This window comes from Psychrobacter sp. UBA3480, assembly GCF_002377945.1.
Classification (GTDB): domain Bacteria; phylum Pseudomonadota; class Gammaproteobacteria; order Pseudomonadales; family Moraxellaceae; genus Psychrobacter.
This window is the reverse complement of the sequence record NZ_DFQV01000028.1, coordinates 23,474-47,029: the sequence shown is the minus strand read 5'-3', so window position 1 is coordinate 47,029 and position 23,556 is coordinate 23,474. Positions and strand designations below refer to the sequence as shown.

Sequence of the window (23,556 nt, the reverse complement as noted above, 5' to 3'; positions counted from 1 at the left end):
ACCTCAACAACCTCTTTCTAGTTGAAAGTGGATGTAAGAAATTAGCTCCTATGATGCGAGCAAACAACCCACAAAAAGGACAATGCTATGAATATGTATAACAAACACGACCAATTAGTGATTGCAACAATCATTGATGGTAAACCCGAGATTGGATTTAAAGAGGGTGAATTTCAAAAGGTGTTTGATGGATTTTTAAAATCAAAAGGAATTAGCGATGCCAGATGGGAGATATTTAAAGATTCGGGGGTGATAGTGGTAACGACCTCCATACTTCTAGATGGCAATATTGTATGGGAGCCAGTATTTAGCAAACACATTACTATTAATAGTGTGTCAAACGATGATTTTGGCATTGCAGGAAAATCTTGCTCTGACCAATATAAAGATCAAAATCGCGTTACGCTTTATCTTGATATGAAGGAATATTGCGATGCTTCTTTATTTAACGACTTTAAAGAGTTTGTCGCAGGTCTAATTCTAAGAGATAAAGCATTAGGAGATATTGATGCGGCATTAGAGCCGAAAGTGTTTATAGCAGATATATCTGTGGTTAATAGAACAAAAAAACCTGGCCTACCACGTAATTTTGCTATAAAAAATTACGCAAGCAATGATTCTAGCCTTTTTGAAGTAAGCGATTATGCTGAGACAAATTTATTTGGCCGATTGAGAGTGCTTGTTGGCGCGTATCTACCACCAGTTAGTTTTTCTAAGGTATTTGACTCCTTACAGATCCGTGAAGCAGCAGAGAATACTGTGGGCTCTGGCGGCAATACAAAACACCCCGCTTACTTGAAAGCCTGTTCTGATCTCAAGGTCTTTTTCGCGGGTTGGCAAGCTAAAGACCTGAATGCTTATCGCAATGGTTACTTTGGTTTTATGGAAAGCTCTATTTTCTGGCAAGCGTTCTTTGGGGATTTTTCTGATTTGCAGCCAAAAATATCTATCCAAAAAACATCAGAGCTCACGAATGGCACTCTGGTAAAGATAATAACTTGTGAAGATGATCAGCGTGAAAAAGCATATATGTATGATGCGAATTTGTTTTCATTTGATCAGCTTGGATTGGCGCTAGCATTCATATCTGACAATAGCGGCAAACACTATGATAGCTATAGCGTAAAGACATATTTATCAGACTTTATTGGTATGTTGTTTTTTAAAGAGCTTCCTGTAGGTAAGCCTAAACCCTATAATACGGACATGCGTGTAACCTTAATTGCTGATCGTATATACAGCATAAAAAGACTGTTCCCTTTGAGAACAGAGGAAGAGGCTTATCTTGATGTTTATGCTGGCAACTTGCTTGCGTCTGTCTCACTAGCAAAACAAAATGACGATCCTACCCAAATAACAGAATACTGTTTATTTGAAACCAGCGATGATAAAAAAATATTAGTAGTAAGTGTCGGCGGTGCCATGGAGTCTATCTACATTAGTGAGTATGACCATCTTCTTGTTAATGAGTTGATAGAATCTGTATTGTCGCTACAAAGTGATTCAAATTTTCATGAAGTAAAGCCAGCCATTCGAGAGGCTTTTTATATGTTTGATCAAAAATCCCTTTTTGCCGTAGCAGCTGATAAGATTTAATTGCATTTAGATTACCATTATGAAAAAAAGGGCGGGCTTTATAAATAAAGCCCGCCCTTTTCTGTATCAATTACTGTTGTTATTAGATCTTGCAAGCACCGCCTGCGCAATCGTCTTCCATGTCGTCCTGAGCGTCGTTAGCACCGTCGCGAGTGTTATGGCAGTACATACACCAAACTACGTCATCAAATCCTTTATAGTGCGCGTAGCGTTAATCACATTAACCTGCCAAGCCTGTCTCTGGCACCACTTTTTTTCTTTTTGAGCCGTTTTTCTTCTTTTTCATCAGCGATGATCTGAATGGATTTTTCACCTATTGCAAATGGCAGAATATTCTTGCTGGCACGTTTTCGAAGTAATATCCAAAAATTAGCATGGTTGGCTTCTGGATTTTCATTAACTTTTGATATTAGATTTTCATCAACATCGTCTGTAGAATATAGAAACTTTCTTCTAATAGATTCTCCAAATGAAATCTGATTTTCAGAGTATCCTTCGAGGGGTTTGAGCTTATTCATGGCCGACTCTCTAGCCAGCTCATCCTCAGTAAAATGGCCTAAAAGAAAATCAAATATTTTATCATCGTCTTTTTTTCCATACTCTATCCAAAACTGTGCAGTTTGCGCTGTTGGATCGGACATTAGGCATTCAAAACAAACCTCGTCAATTTCATCTTCTTGCCTATTCAGAAAATCATCTCGAATTTGATTGGCCCACATAACCTGTCTCTCTGTTCCTTCAAGTTCTAAAAGCCCCCATCCTTTTGCAGTTTTCGAAAGCCTCTCTAGCTCCCATTCCTTTTGTTTTAACTGGTTAGCAAGCCTCTCCTTCTTAGCTATATTTGCTTTTTCTTTTTCTTCTTCTATATCAACCGACCATTCGGGTTTAATTTTATTCGTCATCTTAATAATCCTCTAGTTGACTGAGTGACAACCGAAACATACTATTTTTGATTATATTTTTCTTATAAGTGCTTAAGATCGCTTATCGCTCAGCGTCAATGTGGGGTGTTGCCCGGTTAGTAATAGCCATAAGGTCCATGTTTGAAGGTTTGGTGACTTATTGCCCCGCTCGTAATCACTTATAAGCTGCCTATTTGATAAGCCTAGCAAGTTTGCAACTTGTGGCTGCGTCATGCCAGTATGCTGTCTAAGATCTTTAATTTGCTCAGGTGTTGGCGGCTCTATAATCGCATCCCAATGGATTTTTACATCAAATTTAGGTGTATCAGCTACAGCATTAAATAGGCGCTCAGCAGTCATATCTGGGTCGCCACCGTTTTTGCGATGACTGATATACCACATTACCAGTAAAGACTCTACATCGTCTTGGGTAAGTTGACTAAGTTTGATGTTGTTATACGCAAGCATTGAATTAAGTACGCTCAATTTGTAAGTGATTGCACTATCATCATCTTTATGTAAGCCCAAATCCAAGAAGCTGATCTCAGGTGGTATCTCTATTTTCACTTGTTTTGACATTTTATAAATCCCCTCAAAATCCCCTCGCTGTTTTTGAGGGGCTTGTTATTTGCTAACCTGTAATTATGTACTTAGGTCTATCTACCTCACCGTTACTTAAATAGTATGCACTATTTTCTTGCTTATCAATCCAAGCCTGAGCATCTGCGTAAGTATCAAATTCGTGAGCTTTATAAGCCTCAAAGCTTGAATCCTCTTTATTTATGTCATTGTTTTTCACGTATCTATCAAGCGGAGCGCCATTTGTAGAGTCTGAGTAATAAAACTCAATCCAAACCCTTACATCCGTGTCAAACTCATCAGCTTCATAAGGCTTAACACTGATCTCATACAGAGCAATGTTTTCATTTGCATCACCATCCCACGCGCCCACTGTGTCACGCAAGATAATTTGACAAGGATATTCACTTTCTTCATCACATTCGATTACTTCATATACAACTGAGCCGCCATTACCTTCGTTTTCCTCTAGAACGTATTTCTTGCCAGCAAGATCGGGGAAGTAATAAAAGGTTGGGTAATCTTCCATGCCTGCATCAAGTGTTTCTGAGCGGTCTGCAAACTCGCCCACAGAATCATACCCTTCTGAATAATCAGTATGAGACTTTAAGAGGGTGATAAACTCATCATAAGATAGCTTAGTTTCAATGTATTTCATGGTTTTACTCCGTTAAGCTAATTGGTCGCTGCTTAGCTTGGCAGTCAGCAAACATTATGCCTGCTTCTTGTACGACTTATTATAGCATACTAAGTATGCTTAAACTAGTCTGTTTAAAAAATAGAGGGTTGCGCTTTCCAATTATTTTTTAGATCACCTTTACAAGAAAAGGGCGGGCTTTATAATTAAAGCCCGCCCTTTTCTGTATTAATTACCACTGTTATTAGATCTTGCAAGCACCGCCTGCACAATCGTCTTCCATGTCGTCCTGAGCGTCGTTAGCACCGTCACGAGTGTTATGGTAGTACAAAGTCTTAACGCCAAGCTTGTAAGCTTTCAGAAGGTCTTTAAGGAGCGTTTTCATCGGTACTCGCCCGCCTTCGTACAGCGATGGGTCGTAGTTGGTATTAGCAGAGATGCTTTGATCCACAAACTTCTGCATGATCGCCACCAGGTTCAGATAACCATCGTTGTTAGGCATGGACCATAATAGCTCGTAGTTACCACGTAAGCGCTCAATTTCAGGTACAACTTGCTTTAAGATACCGTCTTTTGATGACTTAACAGAAACCAGTCCACGCGGCGGCTCAATACCATTGGTAGCATTTGCTATCTGGCTTGATGTCTCAGATGGCATAAGCGCTGTCAATGTTGAGTTTCTAAGACCGCTTGCAACGATATCTGCGCGCAGCGTTTCCCAATCAAACGCCAAAGGCTCATTGCACACGTTATCAAGGTCTTTCTTATAAGTATCGATAGGTAGGATACCTTGAGAGTACGTGGTCTCATTGAATGCAGGGCAAGCACCAAACTCATTAGCCAGTTTGTTAGAGGCCTTCAAAAGATAGTACTGCAGTGCTTCAAAGGTCTGGTGCGTCAGTGCGTTACCACTACCATCTGAGTACTTAACCCCGTTCTTAGCAAGATAGTAGGCATAGTTAATAACGCCTACACCTAGCGTACGACGACGCATACTTGCGTTCTTAGCAGCTGCTACAGGGTAGTCTTGATAATCAAGCAATGCATCAAGCGCACGTACAATCAATTCAGCTGGCTCTTCGATGTCTTTCACATCGCTAATCATACCCAAGTTAACTGCAGATAGCGTACAAAGCGCAATCTCGCCTTCTTCATCATTGATGTTATCAAGCGGCTTAGTCGGTAATGCAATTTCCATACATAGGTTTGACTGGCGGATAGGTGCCACCGTTGGATCAAACGGGCTGTGTGTGTTGCAATGATCGACATTTTGAATATAGATACGACCTGTGCTGGCACGTTCTTGCATTAGCGTGCTGAACAAGTCCTGCGCCGCCACGGTATGATGCATGATTGATTCATCTTGCTCATACATGGTGTAGAGTCGTTCGAACTCATCTTGGTCTTCAAAGAACGCGTCATAAAGACCTGGTACGTCGCTTGGAGAGAACAAGGTGATATTTTGGCCTTTGATCAGACGCGTATATAAGGTTTTGTTGATCTGGATACCATAATCCATGTGACGAACACGGTTGTCTTCGACGCCGCGGTTGTTCTTAAGCACCAATAACGACTCAGCTTCTAAATGCCATAAAGGATAGAATAAAGTTGCGGCACCGCCACGAACCCCGCCCTGTGAGCAGCATTTAACCGCTGTTTGGAATAGCTTATAGAACGGGATACAACCAGTATGCTGCGCTTCGCCACCGCGAATAGGGCTACCAAGACCACGAATACGGCCAGCGTTCACGCCGATACCTGCACGTTGAGAGACGTAACGTACAATACCGCTCGTTGTTGCGTTGATAGAGTCCAGGCTGTCGTCACACTCAATCAGAACACATGAGCTGAACTGACGTGATGGCGTACGCACACCTGCCATGATAGGCGTCGGTAAAGAGATTTTGAATTGAGATACGGTGTCATAGAAGCGTTTAACATAGTCCATGCGCTCATCTTTCTTGTAAGATGCAAATAAGCACATACCAACTAACATATATAAGAATTGAGGGCTTTCATAAACAGTTTTGGTCACACGGTCTTGGACCAAGTACTTACCCATCATCTGCTCAACAGCCGCATAAGCAAGATTCATATCGCGCCAATGGTTGATATAGTCATTAAGCTCATCAAATTCAGCTTCACTATAATCTTCTAGGATATGAGCGTCATAACGCTTAGCGGCAGTTTGAGTCTGTACTTGTTTTAACAAATGAGGCGGGGTGAAACGACCGTATGCGATTTTACGCAAATGAAATACAGCCAAACGTGCGGCAAGATATTGGTAGTCAGGCGTATGTTCTGTAATGAGGTCAGCTGCGGCCTTGATGATCGTTTCATGGATATCGCGTGTTTTGATTTCGTCATAAAACTGAATGTGAGATTTGAGCTCTACTTCCGAGACAGAAACGTTTTCTAATCCCTCTGCTGCCCAAGCAATTACCTTGTGAATCTTATCAAGATTGATTGGCTCAAGCCGTCCGTCTCTTTTGGTTACTTTGATATTATCAATATGTGTCATGTTGACCTCGTTGTCATTCGCTAGGATTATCATGCTGGCTTGCGCCAGACAAGTATCGTTCCAAAAATAGAACAATAAATAGCAGCAGCTAAACTACCTAGAGAACGAATGTAGGAAAAAAGCCGCTTTTGGATAAAGAACCAATAACTATATATAGCGCCATTACTTGAAACTAAGCACAATATAGCCGTTATTAGTGTGAAATACTAGATTGCCGAATCTGCGGAAATATGCTCTAGATATAGCGATATCTCGCTTGCGCCTTTAAAAACCAAGCCTTATCAATCTGATTGCTGTAAAATAATTTTGTTAAAACAGTTATTTATATTAGTACGACTAAAAAGGGAAAATTATGGCATTGCCTAATCAAGACCCTCTTAGCGTGCAGCACATTAACCAGTTGCTACATGCTTGGATTGAAACCAACTACCTGTTCAAAGATGATACCGCCTTAATAAATGAACTGGGATTCTACAACAAAGATCCTGAGTCACAAGTTAATAAGGCTTTTCGTGCTGATGTTGTCTTAGCCTCCGATAAACTTATTGGTTTTGAGGTGAAGTCTGAGAAAGACAGTTTGAAAAGATGGCCTTCTCAGTCCATCGCCTACTCCAACGTATTTAATAAAGTTTGGCTATGCACGCATAGTAAACACCTTGTTGGCGCTTTGAGTACCACACCAAAACATATCGGTATATTGTTGATTGATGACTTAGGCTCTATTGCCATAGTGCGAACAAGTAGCCCCAACCCCGCCCAAAACACTTATGATCTTGCAACGATGCTTTGGAAAGAAGAGTTAATCGAGCTTTCCAGGCTGCATGACATTATGGTCAAAACCTCTATGACCAAACGTGTATTAAGGGAGTTGATTCAAGAACATCTATCAACCGATCAGGTTTGTGAATTTGTTATTAAGAGGCTAAAAGCTCGTAAAGGTACAGTCGCATCATAATGTCTATTACAATTTAATCTCTCCAAATCACCAATATATAATAACCAATATTTCGTACCTAGTCAATTCTAATTGCTATTTATTTTAATATATCTTACTATATTGGTTATTGAATGGTGCCGGTGCTCCCTACCGCTGCTTGGGTAACAAAGTAAAAAGGAATATTTTAAATGGCAGCAAATAAAACCAAGCTTGGTTCGGCATTGATTGTCTTGACACTAAGTTATTTTGCTATCGAGCTGATACTAAACACGACTGTCTATGGCATGCTTAGCTACTCAAATGATGCGCTTGTCACCTCAAGTATGGAACTTTGGGGTAAAGTCATTGCAGGACTAGGTTTGGCCTTAATCGCTACGCGAGTATGGATATCAACTCGTTTTGCAGATGGTTACTGGAGTAGCAACAAGGATACTTATTTAGCCTTCTTTTGGGCCAGTGTGGTCTCTATCCCGTTGAGCTTTGTTATACAAGACAAGTTGATTGTTCACGTTTTAAAAAACGCTGATACGCAAGACTTTAATAAAGCCGTCTTGATTAATGCCGCACATAACACCTTAGTACCTGTATATAGATTTGAAGGCCTCAAAGAAACTTACGAACCTGGTGCCTTTGGTAAGCTTGTATACCCATTTAGTCGGTTTAGTACAGACTACCGTACTAAGTACCAGCAGAACCGGAAACTTGAAGTGGCAGTAAGAGGCTGGTGTGCAGATAAGTCAGCAAAGCAGCTGGGTTTTGAGAGTCGTTTAGAAAAAGCCTTCTTCCCCTACAAAGCTTTGTTAACGGGGTTTGATGAGGATTTGTATAAACAGGCTATTAAGGATCATTATGTGTGCGCGTATAACGATGACCAGTACTTTGATTCACGTAGTAAAGGGAACATCAACCAAATAGAAAAGCTTGATGAGCTTTTTGATAAGTATTATCTGCCAAACGTTATCCATCATCAAAAGTACAGCATTCGAAAGCCTAGCAATGCTAACAAAGAGTGGCGTGAGGTGATGAATAGAGTCTATGGCTTTAAAACAAGCATTAAGCCGAACACTCAATCTTATTTTCTTGATCATGCGGATACAAGACGTTTGTATGCTGAGAAAACAGGTATTACAGAAGCGTATCCTGGAGATGATGACTTTAGAGAGGATGGCCGCGCACTTATTGAGAAAGGCTTGCCTGGTTTGGTTTTAGGTGGGTCATACATGAATGATGCGGGCTACAAAGATCCTACGCCAAGCTATATGAAAAAAGCCCGTGTCGCTGCTGGCAAGTATGAAGGGATTACAAAATATCAAAGAATAGAGATTGGCGTTCAAGCATACAAGTCAATCATGATGCCGATCATCGCATTAGGGCTATCAGCGTTCTTTTTGATACTAAACCTTGTGTTAGCACTAACGTCAATTGTTGCCCGATTGGGCGATAGGTTCGGTTGGCATCCTCTCGCAGACAAAGCTTTTTTAGCGGTGGCATTGGTTTGGTTTATCTTCTGGCCACTTGTTAAGGGTGGTGATGAGTATGCTGCATTCAAAAACTCTGAATATAAACCAGTCGCTAAATGGCTTTACTACCACGAAGGCAACCTTGCATCTATCTATCAGATGGCTCTACAAGGCGTTGGTAATTCAGGTGAGGTTAAGTTGGATGAAAAGTCTGTAGATGCTGGCGAGATGGAGTCTGCCAGTCCTGATTTGGAAGAGGTGTCTAATGAAGACTCAAGTGAAGATCGCAGACCGGGAACCATGTTGAAATGGGCTGATAGAAGGGATACGAACAGAAAGGCGGATGCTGTAAGCGAAAAATACGATATTGGTAGTTTTTAGCCAAAAAAAACGAACTGTCTCTACTTCTAATGTAGTAGGCAGTTCGTATTATTATTCATCATGGTTGTAGATGTTTCGTACTAAACATTGAGCGCAATACTGGTTAATGTGTAGGTTGTGACTCAATCAACTTCTTAATTGGGCGGTACTGATCATCTGTTGTAGACTTTTTCACCAAGTATGCATGAGTGTCGCGGTGCCCTGCTTCAAAGCGTAGATATCGATAGCCATCCATACCGCCCACTCCAAAGAATGTACCTGTTGCTAGGCGCTTTTCTATTGGCTTGCCGACGAATGAGTCAAGTACAGGTTTAGCCACATCGCCAATTGGCACGATGGTTTCTAGCTTCTTAATAATGACCGTGTAGATACTCTTGATTTCTACTACCTGATAGAACTCACGCGGTGCGTGGGCCGATCCAGGTGTTTGATCCGCCATCACCGTCAACACAGCAAAAATAGAGCCTACGCTTACCCATTGCAGCATTTCAGCCTCTTCTTCCCGACGATTTTTATTGGCCAGCGCGTCTTGCGCGATCTTGTTTCTAATTAAGCTCGACCATTTTTTAACAACGTGGTTTTTAGCACTGCCTTCATTTGCCCACTCTGACTCAAATACCTTTGTGCTGGTCCCTTTAAATAAGTACATATCAACGATAGATAAGCTACTGGCTACCGGAGTGTTTAGACCAAAAACCATGCCATCGAAATCTGAAAAGTAATCTCTTAAGGTGTAGATACCGTGGCGTTTAGTAGGTTTTTTATGGCACTCTTGAAATCTTTTAACCGTGTTGTATCTTAAGCGCGTGGCTTGAGTCTCTGTTAATGTGTCGAGCTGAGCCAGTAGCTCGTCACCTGCATCACCCTCTGCAGTATCGATAATAAAATCAAAAACCTCTGTTTCTGTCATTTGTAAAAGATCCGTTTTGGACACATTGCTAATGTCGATAACCTGCTCCATATTCTAACCTCTGTTTTTATTCTGTCATAGAGTGGCACTATTGCCTAATCATTAATATATTATAGCCATTATTTCGTACACTATCAATTATTGGTCGCTATTTATTTTAATAAAAAAGCCGATTGATGACAATCGGCTTTTTTATTGGTTTCTGATTGGCTGTTTTTGAGCTAGCTGATGAATGATAACGCTTGTGCTTTAACATCTTCAATCAATTTGCTAATGACATTTTCATCAACAACGTTTTGTATGGGATTTTCATTAAGTAGGGTGGTGGCGATATCTAACATTGGAATAAAACCATCCGCCTTATCTATTATCAATTCCTCTACCAAATCTATTGCATACATCAAACTAAACGACATATCAAAAGCTAATGGCGGCTCAATTCGGATTTTAGGGTCTTCGTTATAGATGTATTCATGATAGATTGCAGGTGACACCGTTTTGATCGAGCTAAAAACAAGGCTATCGTCTAGCGTATAGATATCTTCTGGTTTATTAACTTCTTCATTGGTCCCTAGAACCAAACATACCAACATATCAACTTCTGCGAGACTCGTAGATAAGCGTACTTTCACGTTATTTTCAACGAATACTGACTTGCCGATGGTTTTTACGCCATTGGAGATATTGGTGTGGTAGTTAGTGCAGCCTAAGATACTTTGTAATTCAAAGGTTGCTGACTCAGCATCCGTCACTTTAAAGATGTCTTTGAACAGCGTTTCAATAGTTTGTGCTTCGGTTTTATCTAGTACAGTTTGCATGTTGTGTCCTTATTGAATTTTGAGGTGGCTGACTGCCTATCTCTTGCTTGTAATTATAACCAATAATTCGTACTATTGCAAGATTTTATATAATAATTAAAGGCATTTAAAGAAAATTAAAACAATATAAAGTAAATTAAAGGTTCTGGTGGTGCTGCGGTATATTCTAATCATGCTAATTTTGCCCACAAAAAAACCGCCTTAGTCGGCGGCCTTGTACGATTATAACCCGTAATTATTACCTAACAGACTCCCCTAACGACTCACTCGTCTGATCCAAACCTTCTTCTGCTTGGTCTTGCTGGATCTCCATCAAATCTTTTTGTGCTGCTATGGCTTGATGTTGAGCAAAGGCATTGCTGCTCTTCTGCCCTGTTTCCACTATCTCGGTTTTAGTCTTAATTTCCGATTCTGTATCTTGAAAAAATAGACAGCTCACCGACCAGATAAGACCTACTACTAGAACCATACCGGCTAATAGGTTATTCATGTTTCATGCCTTTTGCTAAAATTATTTTGGGTCAAGCAGAGATCAAACCTCAATAATACTGCTTAAGAGGTAGTCGAACGTATTGAATATATTGTTAGAGGGAAATATAGTGTATTTTAGTATAAATTATGGTTACAATAAATAATTATTACAATTTATTCAAATTATCGCTAAAGGTCTCGTATGGAAAATGCCCATCCTAACCCTGTGCTTGAAGGGAAAATGCCGGGGAATCCAGTGTTTGTTCGTGGTGACTTCACGAAAATAACCCTATGGAATGCTCTTGTTGGTTTGTCAGAACCTGTGCAAACCCTTGAGTTAGTCGAGCTTACTAAACTCAGCTATGAACAAGTAAAGTCATGGCTTGATGCTTGGGCGAAAGCTGGATATATCGCCAAAGAGCCGCTAGGTAAAAGTCCTACTGGTGGTAAACGATTTGTCTTTAGCGTTATTAAAGCATCTAAAATGCCACCTCAGATTGATCTAAAGGGAATATATCAAGAATCCGAGCATAGAAACTACGTTTGGGAAGCTATTAGAGTTATAAATACTAGTAACGATATAGTGTTCGAAATTGAGACGGTGTTAGAGTATATAAAAGAGCATTACGACATAGATGTTAGTTATACTTATGCTCAATCGTATTTATATAGCTTGTATCGGGCAGGATACTTTAAGTCATACCATGAAGGTGTTAGAAGAGAGCCTGCTTATTCTTTATTACACGATACAGGACCCCTCGCCCCTTCTATCCGTCGAGGCAAAACTGTTTTTGATGCAAATCTAGGTGTTGTGGTTAACGATTAATAGATACACTTGGTTAGAGCACTTACTTAAATTATAGGAATGTTTATGAGAAAGTTGATATTGGTTGGCGGCCCCGCCGGTAGTGGCAAATCCCGTTTCAGTGAAGATTTAGCAGAATCGCTAGGTGCAGTCTTTTTAGATAAGGACACGATGAGCCATGCTTTTAGCCCAAAAATCTTATCGATTTTAGGTCAAGCTAGTACCGATCGCGAGAGTGATGTCTATCAAGACAAGGTGGCTCCGCTTGAATATGCAACACTAGAGGCGCTTGCAGTCGATAACATATCTTTGCGTACAACAGATGTGATTTGCAACGCCCCGTTTATGGAGCAGTTTTTAGATGACGCCTGGTTGGATCGTCTAGAAGAGATAATTAAGCCATTTGACGCTATTTTAGTACTCGTGTGGATGAGCACTGATGCCGATTTGGCAAAAACTCGTCTGGTTTCCCGAAATGAGGCGCGAGATAATTGGAAATTGGCCAATTGGGATGCTCATAATGAAGTGACAGGTTACAACCCGCCTGCAACATCAAAGCCATTACACGTCATTGAGAACAAAACTGATGACGCTTTAGTGCTGGAATCACAGTTGTCCACGTTCGTTAAAAACCTTGTGCGATTAGATGAAGCGCATGAATTGATAAAAAGTCATGCCTAAGCTGTAAGTATTTATCAGATCTAAAATACCAGGCCGCCGTTTCCCTACGCATATCAGCTCCCTTGTGAGCTGATATTTACTTCATTCGCAATAAGTAGGCAATCAGCCACTATTTTTTACACCACCCAACCAACAAGAGGTCGTTATGTTAGACAGATTTACCAACCAGTACAGCGTCACTAAAACCTTGAAGTTTGAATTGAGGCCTATGGGTAAAACCTTAGAGCATGTTCAGAAAAAAGGCTTTGTAGAAACTGATGAGAAGCTTGCTACTAATTACAAGCGCATAAAAAAGACCATCGATGTGTATCATAAGGACTTCATATCCAGAGCGCTTAGCCAGTTATCTATAAGCAATTTGGATGAGTTTCTTGCCTCCTATGAAGATAATAAGAAAAATCCTGACGATAAGACAAAAAAGCAATTGGTTCGTATTCAAGATAATCTACGCAAACAGATTACCAGCGCATTTACAGCCGCTGAATTCAAGACTGAGTTTAGTGAGCTTTTTAAGAAGGAATTGCTTACTAAGAACCTAGAGTCATTCGTATTGGAATACAATAAGAAGAATGATGCCGACTTGTTCTTTGTAGATGACTTTAAGAATTTTGCGACCTACTTCATAGGGTTTCATGAAAACCGCAAAAATATTTATAGCGCTGATGCTAAGCATACTGCTTTAGCCTTCCGTATCATCCATGAGAACCTGCCTAAATTCATTGAGAATATGAATAGCCTACAACTCATTAAAGATGACTACCCTGCTTTGTATGAGTCGCTCCAGAATCAGGTTTCCACTGAGCTATCATCGATATTCTCTGCAGGCTTTGTTCTTGATGATGTATTAAATATTTCATTTTATAACGAGCTGCTAAGCCAGCAAGGTATTGACCGGTTTAATCAGCTTATAGGCGGCGTGTCTACTCAAAGTGGTGCCAAAAAAACGCAAGGGTTAAACGAGCTTATCAACGAATATAACCAACAATCACCAAGAAGTAGTGGCAACCGTAAAGCACCTAAAATAAGACCGTTATACAAGCAAATACTAAGTGATAGAGGCTCTTTGTCATTCCTGCCTGAGAAGTTTGCCGATGATCGTGAGCTGTATGATGCCATTAATGACTACTACCTATCGCATTTGCTTATGGTGCCAAACGACAGTAGTGAGCACACCCTACTTGATTCATTAAAACACCTTGTTGCGTCCCTACCCTCTTTCGATCTAACAAAGATTTACCTCAAAAACGATAAGGCGATTTCTTCAATATCAAATCGTCTGTTTGGTGATTATTCGGTACTACCTATAGCGCTTGGTTATTATTATGATCACCATATCAATCCAGACCATCTTGACCAACTCGCCGCTGCCAAATCACAGAAAAAAACCAGTGATCTTTACAAAAAGAAAGACGCCTTTACTAAGGGTTATCATAGTGTGGCCACAATAGAGGCGGCTTATCAGGCTTATCTTGCCAGCACTGACTCAGACAACGGCTTACGCAAGTCTGGCATCATAAACCCTGTGCAAGATTACTTTACAAGGTACTTTGTCAATGAGCCTAAAGAGGACGGTAAGGCTGCTGTGGACTTACTACGGGATATTGATAACAAGTACACCACTATCAAAGGCGTGCTGAATTCTGAAATCGAAGAAGGTACACGCCAGCTGCTGCAAAAAGGTGCAGAGGTTGCAAATATCAAGCATTTTTTAGATGCCGTCATGAACCTAATACATTTTGTGAAGCCTCTAGGTTCTGTTATTGAAGAAGACAGCCTTCTTGATATCGATGCGCGTTTCTATAATGACTTCTTACCCTTGTATGAAGAGCTAAAGCTGTTCTTCCCGCTTTATAATAAAGTACGTAACTACATTAGCCAAAAACCGTATAGCAACGAGCAATTCAAACTAAACTTTGAAAATGCTAACTTGTTGGAAGGTTGGGATGTCAATAAAGAAAAGTCTCGCTTAAGTGTCTTGCTTCAAAGAGACGGTCGTTACTACTTAGCGCTTATGGATAAGTCTCATAAGAAGGTGTTTGAGCAGGCCCCTGAGATTACACCTGGATCAGAAAACAGTAATAGCCCTTATCAAAAAATGCGCTATAAGCTGCTACCTGGGCCGAATAAGATGTTCCCTAAAGTGTTCTTTGCTAAAGGTAACATCGATTATTTTGCCCCTTCACAACAGTTGCTTGAGAATTATGAAAAAGGCACTCATAAAAAAGGGGATGATTTCAATATTGAGCATTGCCATCAGTTGATTGACTTCTTTAAGCAAAGCGTGGCCAAGCACAAAGATTGGCATGAGTTTGGCTTTAAATTCTCTGACACCAGTACATATAAAGATATCAGTGAGTTCTATAACGAGGTGAGTAAGCAGGGCTATAAGGTTACGTTTGAGGACGTAGATGCTGATTATATCGACACCCTTGTTGAAAACGGTCAGTTGTATTTGTTTGAGATTTATAACAAAGACTTCTCTGTAAACTCACGGGGCAAGCCTAACTTGCATACAATCTACTTTAAAGCGTTGTTTGATGATGAAAACCTTAAAGACGCCGTTTACAAACTTAACGGCGAGGGAGAGCTATTCTACAGAAAAGCGTCGATAGATCCCGAAAATACCATTAAGCACAAAAAAGGTGAGCGTGTATATTCGAAAAACCCACTCACGCCTGATGCTAGTCGAGTACTTGATTATGAGATTGTTAAAGACAAGCGATATACTGCCGATAAGTTCTTATTGCATTTGCCAGTAACGATGAACTTTAAAGCCGATGGTATTGGTCCTGGTCAGTTTAACAACTTGGTTAAGGACACTATTCGTGATGATCAGAACAAAGATATGCACCTAATCGGTATTGATCGCGGCGAGAGGCACCTACTCTACCTCACAGTTATCAATCAGGATGGCCTCATTATTCATCAAGAGAGTCTGAATGATGTTGTATCAAGCAATAAGACCGTAACCCCATATCATACGCTGCTTGATACCCGTGAAAAAGAACGGGATGACGCTAGAAAAAATTGGGGTGTGATTGAGAACATTAAGGATCTAAAGAAGGGTTACTTAAGCCAAGTCGTACATAAGCTTGCTAAACTTATTTATGAGTACAATGCGGTGGTTGTTCTTGAGGACTTGAACTTTGGATTTAAGCGCGGGCGTTTTAAGGTCGAGAAGCAGGTGTATCAAGCATTTGAGAAGGCTTTAATCGACAAGTTGAACTATTTAGTCTTTAAGGAGTTTGAGTCAGATGCACTCGGCGGCGCGCGTAAGGCTCTGCAGTTAACAAGTGCTTTTACCGCGTTTAAGGACTTGGGTAAACAAACAGGGTTCTTGTTCTATGTGCCAGCATGGAATACAAGTAAAATAGATCCCGTAACAGGATTTGTTGATCTGCTAAAACCTAAATATGAGAACGTCGAGCAAGCCAAAGACTTTATTGATCGCTTCGATAGCATTCGGTACAACAAAGAAAAAGATTTTTTTGAGTTCGAGTTTGATTACAGTAATTTTGGTACTCGGGCGCAAGATACCCGTACAGACTGGACTATCTGCTCTCATGGTACTAAGCGTTATGTTTATGATAAAAACGCCAACAATAATAAAGGCGGCCAAAAGCAGATTGATGTAAATACCGAGCTAAAGGCTTTGTTCTCTTCTTATGATATCGACTATCACGGAGAGCTGGCTGGTCGTGATCTACGTCCCATGATTAAGTCCAAAGGTGATAAGTCCATGTATAGCAGTATCATCTTTTTATTAAAAACTTTGCTAGCGATGCGATACAGTAAAACCAACGGCTCTAAGGTCGAGGATTTTATTCTATCGCCTGTTAGTAATGATGCTGGCGTGTTCTTTGACACAAGAGATTATGATGGTATGGACGCAGATAGCTCGTCTGAAACATCAACTGTGTTGCCAAAGGATGCTGACGCTAATGGCGCTTATCATATCGCTCTAAAAGGTTTATGGGTTATGCGTCAGATCCAAAGCCATACTGGAGATGATTACAAAGGTCTTGATTTAAAAATCACGAACAAAAACTGGTTGGAGTTTGTGCAAACAAAGCCTTATCAAAAGTGATCGCCGTGTAAGAAGACACCCTGATATTATATTAGGGTGTTTTTTTATGTCTGAGGTTTAGCAATGGATAATGCTATTAGGATAAGTCACCTAAATGATTTCTTGTTCTGCCCCTACTCTATTTATTTGCACAATATTTATGATGCTATTGATGATCATCAATATCACGACGTACCGCAAATGAAAAGCCCTGCACTAGACTATCTAATGGGGGTGGAAGGCAATGCTGCAAAGCTGTATTTTCAGCAATACTTTGTGGACATGAAGTCTGCTACGTGGAAAGGCCGAAAGCCACGGCTAAAGATTGATCCTATTAATGTGACTCTAGGCATTGGCTATACACTACTATTTAATTTTGTAGAATGTATTGTTAGGCTTTTCGGTTTTGATGTTTACGTTGGTGTGTTGCATCAACTCTGGTTTCGCCGTAAGTCGCTAATATGTGATTTTGTGGAGCCTTTTCGCTGTATTGTGGATAAACAAGTCGTCAAATCCTTTAGACTCGCGCAGTTTGATGTTAAGTATTTCACATTATCAAACGCCCGTTATTCATTGAAAGCAAAGCATATTAGTGATTACAATGCTGTGCTTATGTCTGCTATCGTTAAGTACAAACTTAAAATATTTAACACCTTAGCGCAGAAGTCCCCTACTTCTAAAGTAGTGGGATGAATGCGTTATTAGTCACCACTCTTAGCGATTGTGGTATAATTAATAATAAATACACCACGAAATATAAGCACCTTCTGTATGCCCACGCAAATTCTTAAAGCCTATAAAATTAGACTATACCCGAACGCTGAACAGCAAGTATTCTTTGCTAAGTCGTTTGGTTGCAGTCGTTTTATTTGGAATAAGATGCTTGCCGATAAAATAGACCACTACAAGGCCACAAAGACCACCCTAAACAACACCCCGGCTCAGTACAAAAAAGAGTTTGAATGGCTAAAAGAAGTGGATAGCCTGGCACTGGCTAATGTGCAGCAAAACCTAAGAGCAGCTTATAGTAAGTTTTTTAAGCAAGGCTCAGGCTTCCCCAAGTTCAAGAAAAAAGGCCAACGCGACAGCTATACCACCAACAATCAAAAGGGCACTGTGGCGATCACTAAAAACACCGTTAAACTGCCAAAAATAGGCCACATCAATGCCAAGCTCCCCGATAAAATAAATGGCTTGATTAAGAGCGCCACCATCAGCCGTAAACCATCAGGTAGATACTACGTCAGTCTATTGGTTGAAACAGTAATTGAGCCTCTATCAAAGACTCATTCTAATATCGGCATTGATTTAGGATTGACAGACTTTATCGTCTTATCAGACGGCACCAGAGTTGCCAATCCTAAGTTTCTCTCAAAGCTGCAAGACAAACTGTCGCGAGAACAAAAGATTTTAGCCAAGCGCAGAGAGGTTGCCAAAACTGATCAACGCAAATTAAGCGACAGTAAAAACTACCAAAAGCAAAAACTTAAGGTTGCCAAGGTCTATGAAAAAATAACCAATGCTCGCAAAGACTTTCTGCACAAACTCTCATTCAGTCTCATCAAAAACCACGATGTTATTGCGATTGAGGACTTGAATGTCAAAGGCATGGTTAAGAACCGCAAACTTGCAAAGGCAATCAGTGACAGCTCATGGTCGTCATTCACCACTATGCTGGCCTATAAATCGGAATGGTATGGTAAAACACTTGTCAAAATAGACCGATGGTTTCCATCATCTAAAACCTGCTCAGGGTGCGGTCACTTGCTGACGAAAGCTGAATGGCCGTTGTCGGTGCGATCTTGGAATTGTCCAAGTTGTTTGCAAGAAAATGACCGCGACCTTAACGCTAGTATCAATATCTTAAATCAAGGATTGCTACTGGCTAAACAATCAAAAACTGTCGGTGCGACAGGGTTAGCTTAGTAAATTTGTCTAACCGCTGATACAAAACATCGTATCAAGTATGGGCATTACCTAAGAAACCCTACCTCTAAGGTAGTGGGTAGTTCATTGAACGCGAGGTTTTACGTTTTGGTAACGCTCAACACAGAGAAAAAGATTTATTGATACTAGGTGATTAAGCGGAGCATAAAGAATGCAAACCCCTGTCTTCCTGTCGAAATTTGCTCTATTTTATCGAAATTTGTTCAATTATTATGCAAAAAACCTCTTTTTTTTGTTCGTTTTTTAATCAATATTTCGCAAAACGGGTCTAACGACCTAATCAATTTCTACTAAGTGTAGATTCGAACATTTCTTGACGCATAGCACTGCGTCTAACGACCTAACCAATTTCTACTAAGCGTAGATCTGACCTGATGTAATCATTATAACAATTTGTCTAACGACCTAATCAATTTCTACTAAGTGTAGATAATGAGGTTTTGATGGCCGATTATTTGGTCTAACGACCTAATCAATTTCTACTAAGTGTAGATATAATCATGATATAATTCCTTTGATTGGTCTAACGACCTAATCAATTTCTACTAAGTGTAGATGACAAACGAAAATGGCGCTCAATGCGCTAGGTCTAACGACCTAATCAATTTCTACTAAGTGTAGATATATAGATATAATATCATATCTGTATTATTCTAAAGACCTAATCAATTTCTACTAAGCGTAGATAACGAGGTTTTGATGGCCGATTATTTGGTCTAACGACCTAATCAATTTCTACTAAGTGTAGATGCGTTAGCGCCTTTAAGCACCGCATTGTGTCTAACGACCTAATTAATTTCTACTAAGTGTAGATGTGTTGAATTCATCGCCATCATATAGTGTCTAACGACCTAATCAATTTCTACTAAGTGTAGATTGTGAGATCAACAAGGCGGCTTGTTGAGTCTAACGACCTAATCAATTTCTACTAAGTGTAGATAGACTACAAATAGGGGTGAATTTGGCGGTCTAACGACCTAATCAATTTTTACTAAGTGTAGATTTCTTACTATTATTATTAATAGTAGTATTGTCTAATGACCTAATCAATTTCTACTAAGTGTAGATTCAGCTTTGCTGATCTCGTCGGCTCTTTCGTCTAACGACCTAATCAATTTCTACTAAGTGTAGATGATAATACCTTGCGGAACAGTCTGTATGGGTCTAACGACCTAATCAATTTCTACTAAGTGTAGATTGTCTGTTTACCAGACGTTGATTTTTAAGTCTAACGACCTAATAAATTTCTACTAAGTGTAGATAAGAATTTGCCAAGCAGCAATCGGAAGGTCTAACGACCTAATCAATTTCTACTAAGTGTAGATCTAGTTGTATGTTATACACGGTGTCACGTCTAACGGCCTGATCAACTTCTGCTAAGTGTAGATTTCAGCCATTTTTGTAATCCTTATACTTGTGTCTAACGACCTAATCAATTTCTACTAAGTGTAGATGCGCGTCGGGGTCAGTAAGCGGCTCAGTCTAACGACCTAATCAATTTCTACTAAGTGTAGATATCCGACCGTTAGTTATGATATTGAGTAGTCTAACGACCTAATCAATTTCTACTAAGTGTAGATGAAAATCATTGGCACTGACTTGACGGTCTAACGACCTAATCAATTTCTACTAAGTGTAGATTTGGTGATTCAGCAATCACTGATGCAGTCTAACGACCTAATCAATTTCTACTAAGTGTAGATATTAGACGACAAAAAGCCCATCACTGGGTCTAACGACCTAATCAATTTCTACTAAGTGTAGATAGACTGCGACAGCACAGCATAAAGCAGGTCTAACGACCTAATCAATTTCTACTAAGTGTAGATAGTTCATGGGCGACGGCTTTTCTGTCGGTCTAACGACCTAATCAATTTCTACTAAGTGTAGATTTGAGCCCATCTAAGCTGCTAAACTCGGTCTAATGACCTAATCAATTTCTACTAAGTGTAGATATTAAGAGCGATTTTGGACTACAAATAGGTCTAATGACCTAATCAATTTCTACTAAGTGTAGATATGTGTCTGTTGCCGGTCTCACCCCATGGTCTAATGACCTAATCAATTTCTACTAAGTGTAGATATTAAAGCGATTATGTATTATCTGCACGTCTAATGACCTAATCAATTTCTACTAAGTGTAGATGTGAAAGATGAGAAGGCGATTAAAGCAAGTCTAACGACCTAATCAATTTCTACTAAGTGTAGATCGTCCTAGTGCGATGATTAGCTGTTGGGGTCTAACGACCTAATCAATTTCTACTAAGTGTAGATAACTCGTCGAACCATGCGTCATTATCATGTCTAACGACCTAATCGATTTCTACTAAGTGTAGATATGAAATGAACGCTCAGATGCAGATAGCAGGTCTAACGACCTAATCAATTTCTACTAAGTGTAGATACGAGCCGTTGCATGACAGCCATGAGGGTCTAACGACCTAATCAATTTCTACTAAGTGTAGATGATAATTATTGCGAGATAGATCCGAATAAGTCTGACGACCTAACCAATTTCTACTAAGCGTAGATATGAGTCTATTATAGCAATACAGGCGGAGTCTAACGGCCTGACCAACTTCTACTAAGTGTAGATAGGGTGAATTCGTTATCGATATTCCTGGGGTCTAACGACCTAATCAATTTCTACTAAGTGTAGATCTGTCAAGCTCACTATCAAGTCGATTAGGTCTAACAACCTAATCAATTTCTACTAAGTGTAGATAAATACTTTAAGTTGATTTAAAATTGTGTCTAACGACCTAATTATTTTCTACTAAGTGTAGATGTCTTACTCAGATACGTCCATACGTGGTCTAACGACCTAATCAATTTCTACTAAGTGTAGATTAAGCGGGTTTTTTGCGTTTTAGAAACTGTCTAACGACCTAATCAATTTCTACTAAGTGTAGATCCATGCGTTCACGCGTGCTTTATCTGCGGTCTAACGACCTAATCAATTTCTACTAAGTGTAGATTCGTAACTGCGCTCTTCGAGGACTCTTGCGTCTAACGACCTAATCAATTTCTACTAAGTGTAGATACCATAGTGGTTCCCTCATTCATATTAGTGCGTCTAACGACCTAATCAATTTCTACTAAGTGTAGATAGTGTAGATTACTAAGGATAATAACTCTTTATTCACTATTCATTTTAAAATTAATATTGATAAAAATGGCTTATTGCTATAAAATATAATATATATTAATGTTTGGTGAGTGCTAATGAAAAACAACACAATAAAGGCTGCAGTGATGCTATCAGCGCTATCGGCATCACCAATAGCGTCTAGTTTGAGCACTGTTTACGCCACTGATCTCATGGGTTTTATGGGCTTCTTAAACGTAGTTCTGCACGTTGCTATTGCCCTTGCTCCATTGTTTATTGCCCTCGCACTTATACATATCGTCCATTATGTTTATAAAGGAAAACCTGCAAAAACTCTCGCTTCTGCCTCTGAAAGCATGCCTGTAGCTACATCCATAAATCAAAGAGCATTCGATAAAAATCAAAGCCGCGCATCAAAACTAGCGCCGCCGCCAATGCGAGTTGAGGAAGAAGTCGAAGATGAAGTTGGTAATGCTGTAGCCTCAACAGATCGAAGTACTGCTTTTCCAAGTAAATATGCTTTCTTAATTGAGTACCCGGATATCAAGCTTTCTTATTCACGAGTTGTAAACTTGCACTCTCGTATCAAGAATTCAGATATGAGTTTAATGCTAAAGCATCGCGCCGATGGTTTGAAAGCCACTGCTGAGAAAACGATAGATACACTTCGCTCTATTCATAAAGTGGCCCCTGTCGCTGAAAACAGTATCTCTAATGCATCTGGTAAGCTATCTGATGCAATTAAAGCGCTGTCAGAAATCATTGAAAGCTATCAAGATGCTATGAATGTAGAGTTTGATAAGATTAAAATCTCTGATACGTTTCAGCAGCAAGATGAGTTGGAGCATCTTCGTAAAGAAGGCCTACTTCTACTCGATAAGATAAAGAATGATGCCAGTTTTGACATCTCAGAAGATAAGTTTCGTTTGGATAAGATTGTCAATGAAAGGCTTGACCAGGTTTGGCGTGATTACACTGCTGCAAAGCTCAAGTATTACGCGCCAGCACCAAATGAGGCGCTGTTAATAACAGATCAACGCTCAAGTCAAGATCCTGATGCTGCGCTTAACAACGTGTTTCTTGAGATAAAAAGTATTTATAGCGATATTGAACTTGGGGTTAAGACTAAGCAAAAAGAAATGACCATGACAAATCTGATGGCAAATAAAAACTACTTTGAAAGCCGTTAACCGCCACTAAAACCATTGAAGGCGTCTACTGTAGAGACGCCTTCAATGCTACTACATACTCAATAGCCATTACTCCGAAATACCACAAACCACCTAAGAATAATGGCACACACCACGCCCCTAGAAAGTCACCTATTGAAAAATCATCATCAGTCCATCGTAAAATTACAGTGTAAACCGCCATATATGCTGACATAAGCAATACGATATACCCTGCCATGCCACCAATAGAGATTATTTGGTCTACCTGACCATTGCCAGTTAGTGTTATCTCCTTTAACGCACCCCATACAACCTTTGCTTGCTCTAGTGGCCAGACCAGCGCGTATTTATAAAAATAAGCCACTAAGTTGTATGGTTTCCCCATTGTTAGGAAATCAGGCATTACTTTGAATAAGTATAGAACGGCGGCCACAGCCTCCAACATGATAACGGCTACAAATCTGGAGTACTCTATATGCCCGTTTTTGTTCCGATAAGGGTTTAGGTATCCAGTTACTTCAAAAAACTTACTAATATACTTATTGCTCATTACATCGCCTGTTT

17 protein-coding genes and 1 CRISPR repeat array are annotated in these 23,556 nt (G+C 39.9%); of the genes, 9 read left to right on the top strand and 8 right to left on the bottom strand.

Features of this window, described 5'->3' with window-relative positions; translation table 11 throughout:
- The first annotated feature begins 87 nt into the window (after positions 1–87).
- Entirely contained in the window at positions 88–1,596 is a 1,509-nt protein-coding gene (locus B2863_RS11635) for a hypothetical protein (RefSeq protein WP_296210771.1), read from the top strand.
- A gap of 215 nt (positions 1,597–1,811) precedes the next feature.
- Here B2863_RS11635 and B2863_RS11630 read toward each other — a convergent pair whose 3' ends face one another.
- From B2863_RS11630 to nrdA, 4 genes are all read right to left on the bottom strand, one after another.
- A complete protein-coding gene (locus tag B2863_RS11630; protein WP_296210768.1) occupies positions 1,812–2,498 on the bottom strand; it encodes a hypothetical protein in 687 nt (228 codons plus the stop codon).
- 72 nt (positions 2,499–2,570) lie between these two features.
- Complete coding sequence (locus B2863_RS11625) at positions 2,571–3,077, bottom strand: helix-turn-helix domain-containing protein (protein WP_296210766.1); 507 nt, start codon at positions 3,075–3,077, stop codon at positions 2,571–2,573.
- A 52-nt stretch (positions 3,078–3,129) separates the two neighbouring features.
- Positions 3,130–3,735: a hypothetical protein gene (locus B2863_RS11620; protein ID WP_296210764.1), complete on the bottom strand. Its 606-nt coding sequence runs from the start codon at positions 3,733–3,735 to the stop codon at positions 3,130–3,132.
- Positions 3,736–3,958: 223 nt separating this feature from the next.
- Positions 3,959–6,235 carry a class 1a ribonucleoside-diphosphate reductase subunit alpha gene (nrdA, locus tag B2863_RS11615; RefSeq protein WP_296210762.1) on the bottom strand — a complete coding sequence of 759 codons (2,277 nt, stop codon included), beginning with the start codon at positions 6,233–6,235 and terminating at the stop codon, positions 3,959–3,961.
- Positions 6,236–6,587: 352 nt separating this feature from the next.
- On the opposite strand from nrdA, the gene B2863_RS11610 reads away from it, so the two are divergent.
- Complete coding sequence (locus B2863_RS11610; RefSeq protein WP_296210759.1) at positions 6,588–7,190, top strand: sce7726 family protein; 603 nt, start codon at positions 6,588–6,590, stop codon at positions 7,188–7,190.
- A gap of 170 nt (positions 7,191–7,360) precedes the next feature.
- Complete coding sequence (locus tag B2863_RS11605; RefSeq protein WP_296210758.1) at positions 7,361–9,013, top strand: hypothetical protein; 1,653 nt, start codon at positions 7,361–7,363, stop codon at positions 9,011–9,013.
- A 103-nt stretch (positions 9,014–9,116) separates the two neighbouring features.
- Here B2863_RS11605 and B2863_RS11600 read toward each other — a convergent pair whose 3' ends face one another.
- From B2863_RS11600 to B2863_RS11590, 3 genes are all read right to left on the bottom strand, one after another.
- Positions 9,117–9,974, bottom strand: coding sequence for a hypothetical protein (locus tag B2863_RS11600; protein ID WP_296210755.1), 858 nt, complete (start codon positions 9,972–9,974; stop codon positions 9,117–9,119).
- Positions 9,975–10,144: 170 nt separating this feature from the next.
- Positions 10,145–10,741: a hypothetical protein gene (locus B2863_RS11595; RefSeq protein WP_296210752.1), complete on the bottom strand. Its 597-nt coding sequence runs from the start codon at positions 10,739–10,741 to the stop codon at positions 10,145–10,147.
- 238 nt (positions 10,742–10,979) lie between these two features.
- Positions 10,980–11,231: a hypothetical protein gene (locus B2863_RS11590; RefSeq protein ID WP_296210749.1), complete on the bottom strand. Its 252-nt coding sequence runs from the start codon at positions 11,229–11,231 to the stop codon at positions 10,980–10,982.
- A gap of 183 nt (positions 11,232–11,414) precedes the next feature.
- On the opposite strand from B2863_RS11590, the gene B2863_RS11585 reads away from it, so the two are divergent.
- The 6 genes from B2863_RS11585 to B2863_RS11560 all read left to right on the top strand — a co-directional run bounded on the left by B2863_RS11585 (position 11,415) and on the right by B2863_RS11560 (position 23,010).
- On the top strand, positions 11,415–12,038 hold the full coding sequence (locus tag B2863_RS11585; RefSeq protein WP_296210746.1) for a hypothetical protein: 624 nt from the start codon (positions 11,415–11,417) through the stop codon (positions 12,036–12,038).
- A gap of 45 nt (positions 12,039–12,083) precedes the next feature.
- Positions 12,084–12,698 (top strand): AAA family ATPase, encoded by a 615-nt coding sequence (locus B2863_RS11580; protein ID WP_296210743.1) that lies wholly within the window; start codon positions 12,084–12,086, stop codon positions 12,696–12,698.
- A 145-nt stretch (positions 12,699–12,843) separates the two neighbouring features.
- Positions 12,844–16,785, top strand: coding sequence for a type V CRISPR-associated protein Cas12a/Cpf1 (cas12a, locus tag B2863_RS11575; RefSeq protein WP_296210741.1), 3,942 nt, complete (start codon positions 12,844–12,846; stop codon positions 16,783–16,785).
- A gap of 63 nt (positions 16,786–16,848) precedes the next feature.
- On the top strand, positions 16,849–17,457 hold the full coding sequence (gene cas1 / locus B2863_RS11570; RefSeq protein WP_296210738.1) for a CRISPR-associated endonuclease Cas1: 609 nt from the start codon (positions 16,849–16,851) through the stop codon (positions 17,455–17,457).
- Between the two features lie 78 nt (positions 17,458–17,535).
- On the top strand, positions 17,536–18,690 hold the full coding sequence (tnpB, locus tag B2863_RS11565) for an IS200/IS605 family element RNA-guided endonuclease TnpB (protein WP_296210735.1): 1,155 nt from the start codon (positions 17,536–17,538) through the stop codon (positions 18,688–18,690).
- A gap of 287 nt (positions 18,691–18,977) precedes the next feature.
- Positions 18,978–21,821: a CRISPR direct-repeat array (repeat unit 36 nt; unit sequence GTCTAACGACCTAATCAATTTCTACTAAGTGTAGAT).
- A gap of 115 nt (positions 21,822–21,936) precedes the next feature.
- Positions 21,937–23,010, top strand: a complete 1,074-nt coding sequence (locus B2863_RS11560) for a hypothetical protein (protein WP_296210732.1) — start codon at positions 21,937–21,939, stop codon at positions 23,008–23,010.
- A 25-nt stretch (positions 23,011–23,035) separates the two neighbouring features.
- Here B2863_RS11560 and B2863_RS11555 read toward each other — a convergent pair whose 3' ends face one another.
- Positions 23,036–23,542, bottom strand: a complete 507-nt coding sequence (locus tag B2863_RS11555) for a hypothetical protein (protein ID WP_296210728.1) — start codon at positions 23,540–23,542, stop codon at positions 23,036–23,038.
- Positions 23,543–23,556: the final 14 nt, after the last annotated feature.

Bases quoted from the DNA above. Each gene is read 5' to 3' on its own strand.
- cas1 (WP_296210738.1), top strand. From the start codon at position 16,849: ATGGATAATGCTATTAGGATAAGTCACCTAAATGATTTCTTGTTCTGC.
- B2863_RS11595 (WP_296210752.1), bottom strand. From the start codon at position 10,741: ATGCAAACTGTACTAGATAAAACCGAAGCACAAACTATTGAAACGCTG.
- B2863_RS11580 (WP_296210743.1), top strand. From the start codon at position 12,084: ATGAGAAAGTTGATATTGGTTGGCGGCCCCGCCGGTAGTGGCAAATCC.
- B2863_RS11605 (WP_296210758.1), top strand. From the start codon at position 7,361: ATGGCAGCAAATAAAACCAAGCTTGGTTCGGCATTGATTGTCTTGACA.
- B2863_RS11560 (WP_296210732.1), top strand. From the start codon at position 21,937: ATGAAAAACAACACAATAAAGGCTGCAGTGATGCTATCAGCGCTATCG.
- B2863_RS11590 (WP_296210749.1), bottom strand. From the start codon at position 11,231: ATGAATAACCTATTAGCCGGTATGGTTCTAGTAGTAGGTCTTATCTGG.
- B2863_RS11585 (WP_296210746.1), top strand. From the start codon at position 11,415: ATGGAAAATGCCCATCCTAACCCTGTGCTTGAAGGGAAAATGCCGGGG.
- B2863_RS11635 (WP_296210771.1), top strand. From the start codon at position 88: ATGAATATGTATAACAAACACGACCAATTAGTGATTGCAACAATCATT.
- B2863_RS11610 (WP_296210759.1), top strand. From the start codon at position 6,588: ATGGCATTGCCTAATCAAGACCCTCTTAGCGTGCAGCACATTAACCAG.
- B2863_RS11630 (WP_296210768.1), bottom strand. From the start codon at position 2,498: ATGACGAATAAAATTAAACCCGAATGGTCGGTTGATATAGAAGAAGAA.
- nrdA (WP_296210762.1), bottom strand. From the start codon at position 6,235: ATGACACATATTGATAATATCAAAGTAACCAAAAGAGACGGACGGCTT.
- B2863_RS11625 (WP_296210766.1), bottom strand. From the start codon at position 3,077: ATGTCAAAACAAGTGAAAATAGAGATACCACCTGAGATCAGCTTCTTG.
- B2863_RS11600 (WP_296210755.1), bottom strand. From the start codon at position 9,974: ATGGAGCAGGTTATCGACATTAGCAATGTGTCCAAAACGGATCTTTTA.
- B2863_RS11555 (WP_296210728.1), bottom strand. From the start codon at position 23,542: ATGAGCAATAAGTATATTAGTAAGTTTTTTGAAGTAACTGGATACCTA.
- cas12a (WP_296210741.1), top strand. From the start codon at position 12,844: ATGTTAGACAGATTTACCAACCAGTACAGCGTCACTAAAACCTTGAAG.
- B2863_RS11620 (WP_296210764.1), bottom strand. From the start codon at position 3,735: ATGAAATACATTGAAACTAAGCTATCTTATGATGAGTTTATCACCCTC.
- tnpB (WP_296210735.1), top strand. From the start codon at position 17,536: ATGCCCACGCAAATTCTTAAAGCCTATAAAATTAGACTATACCCGAAC.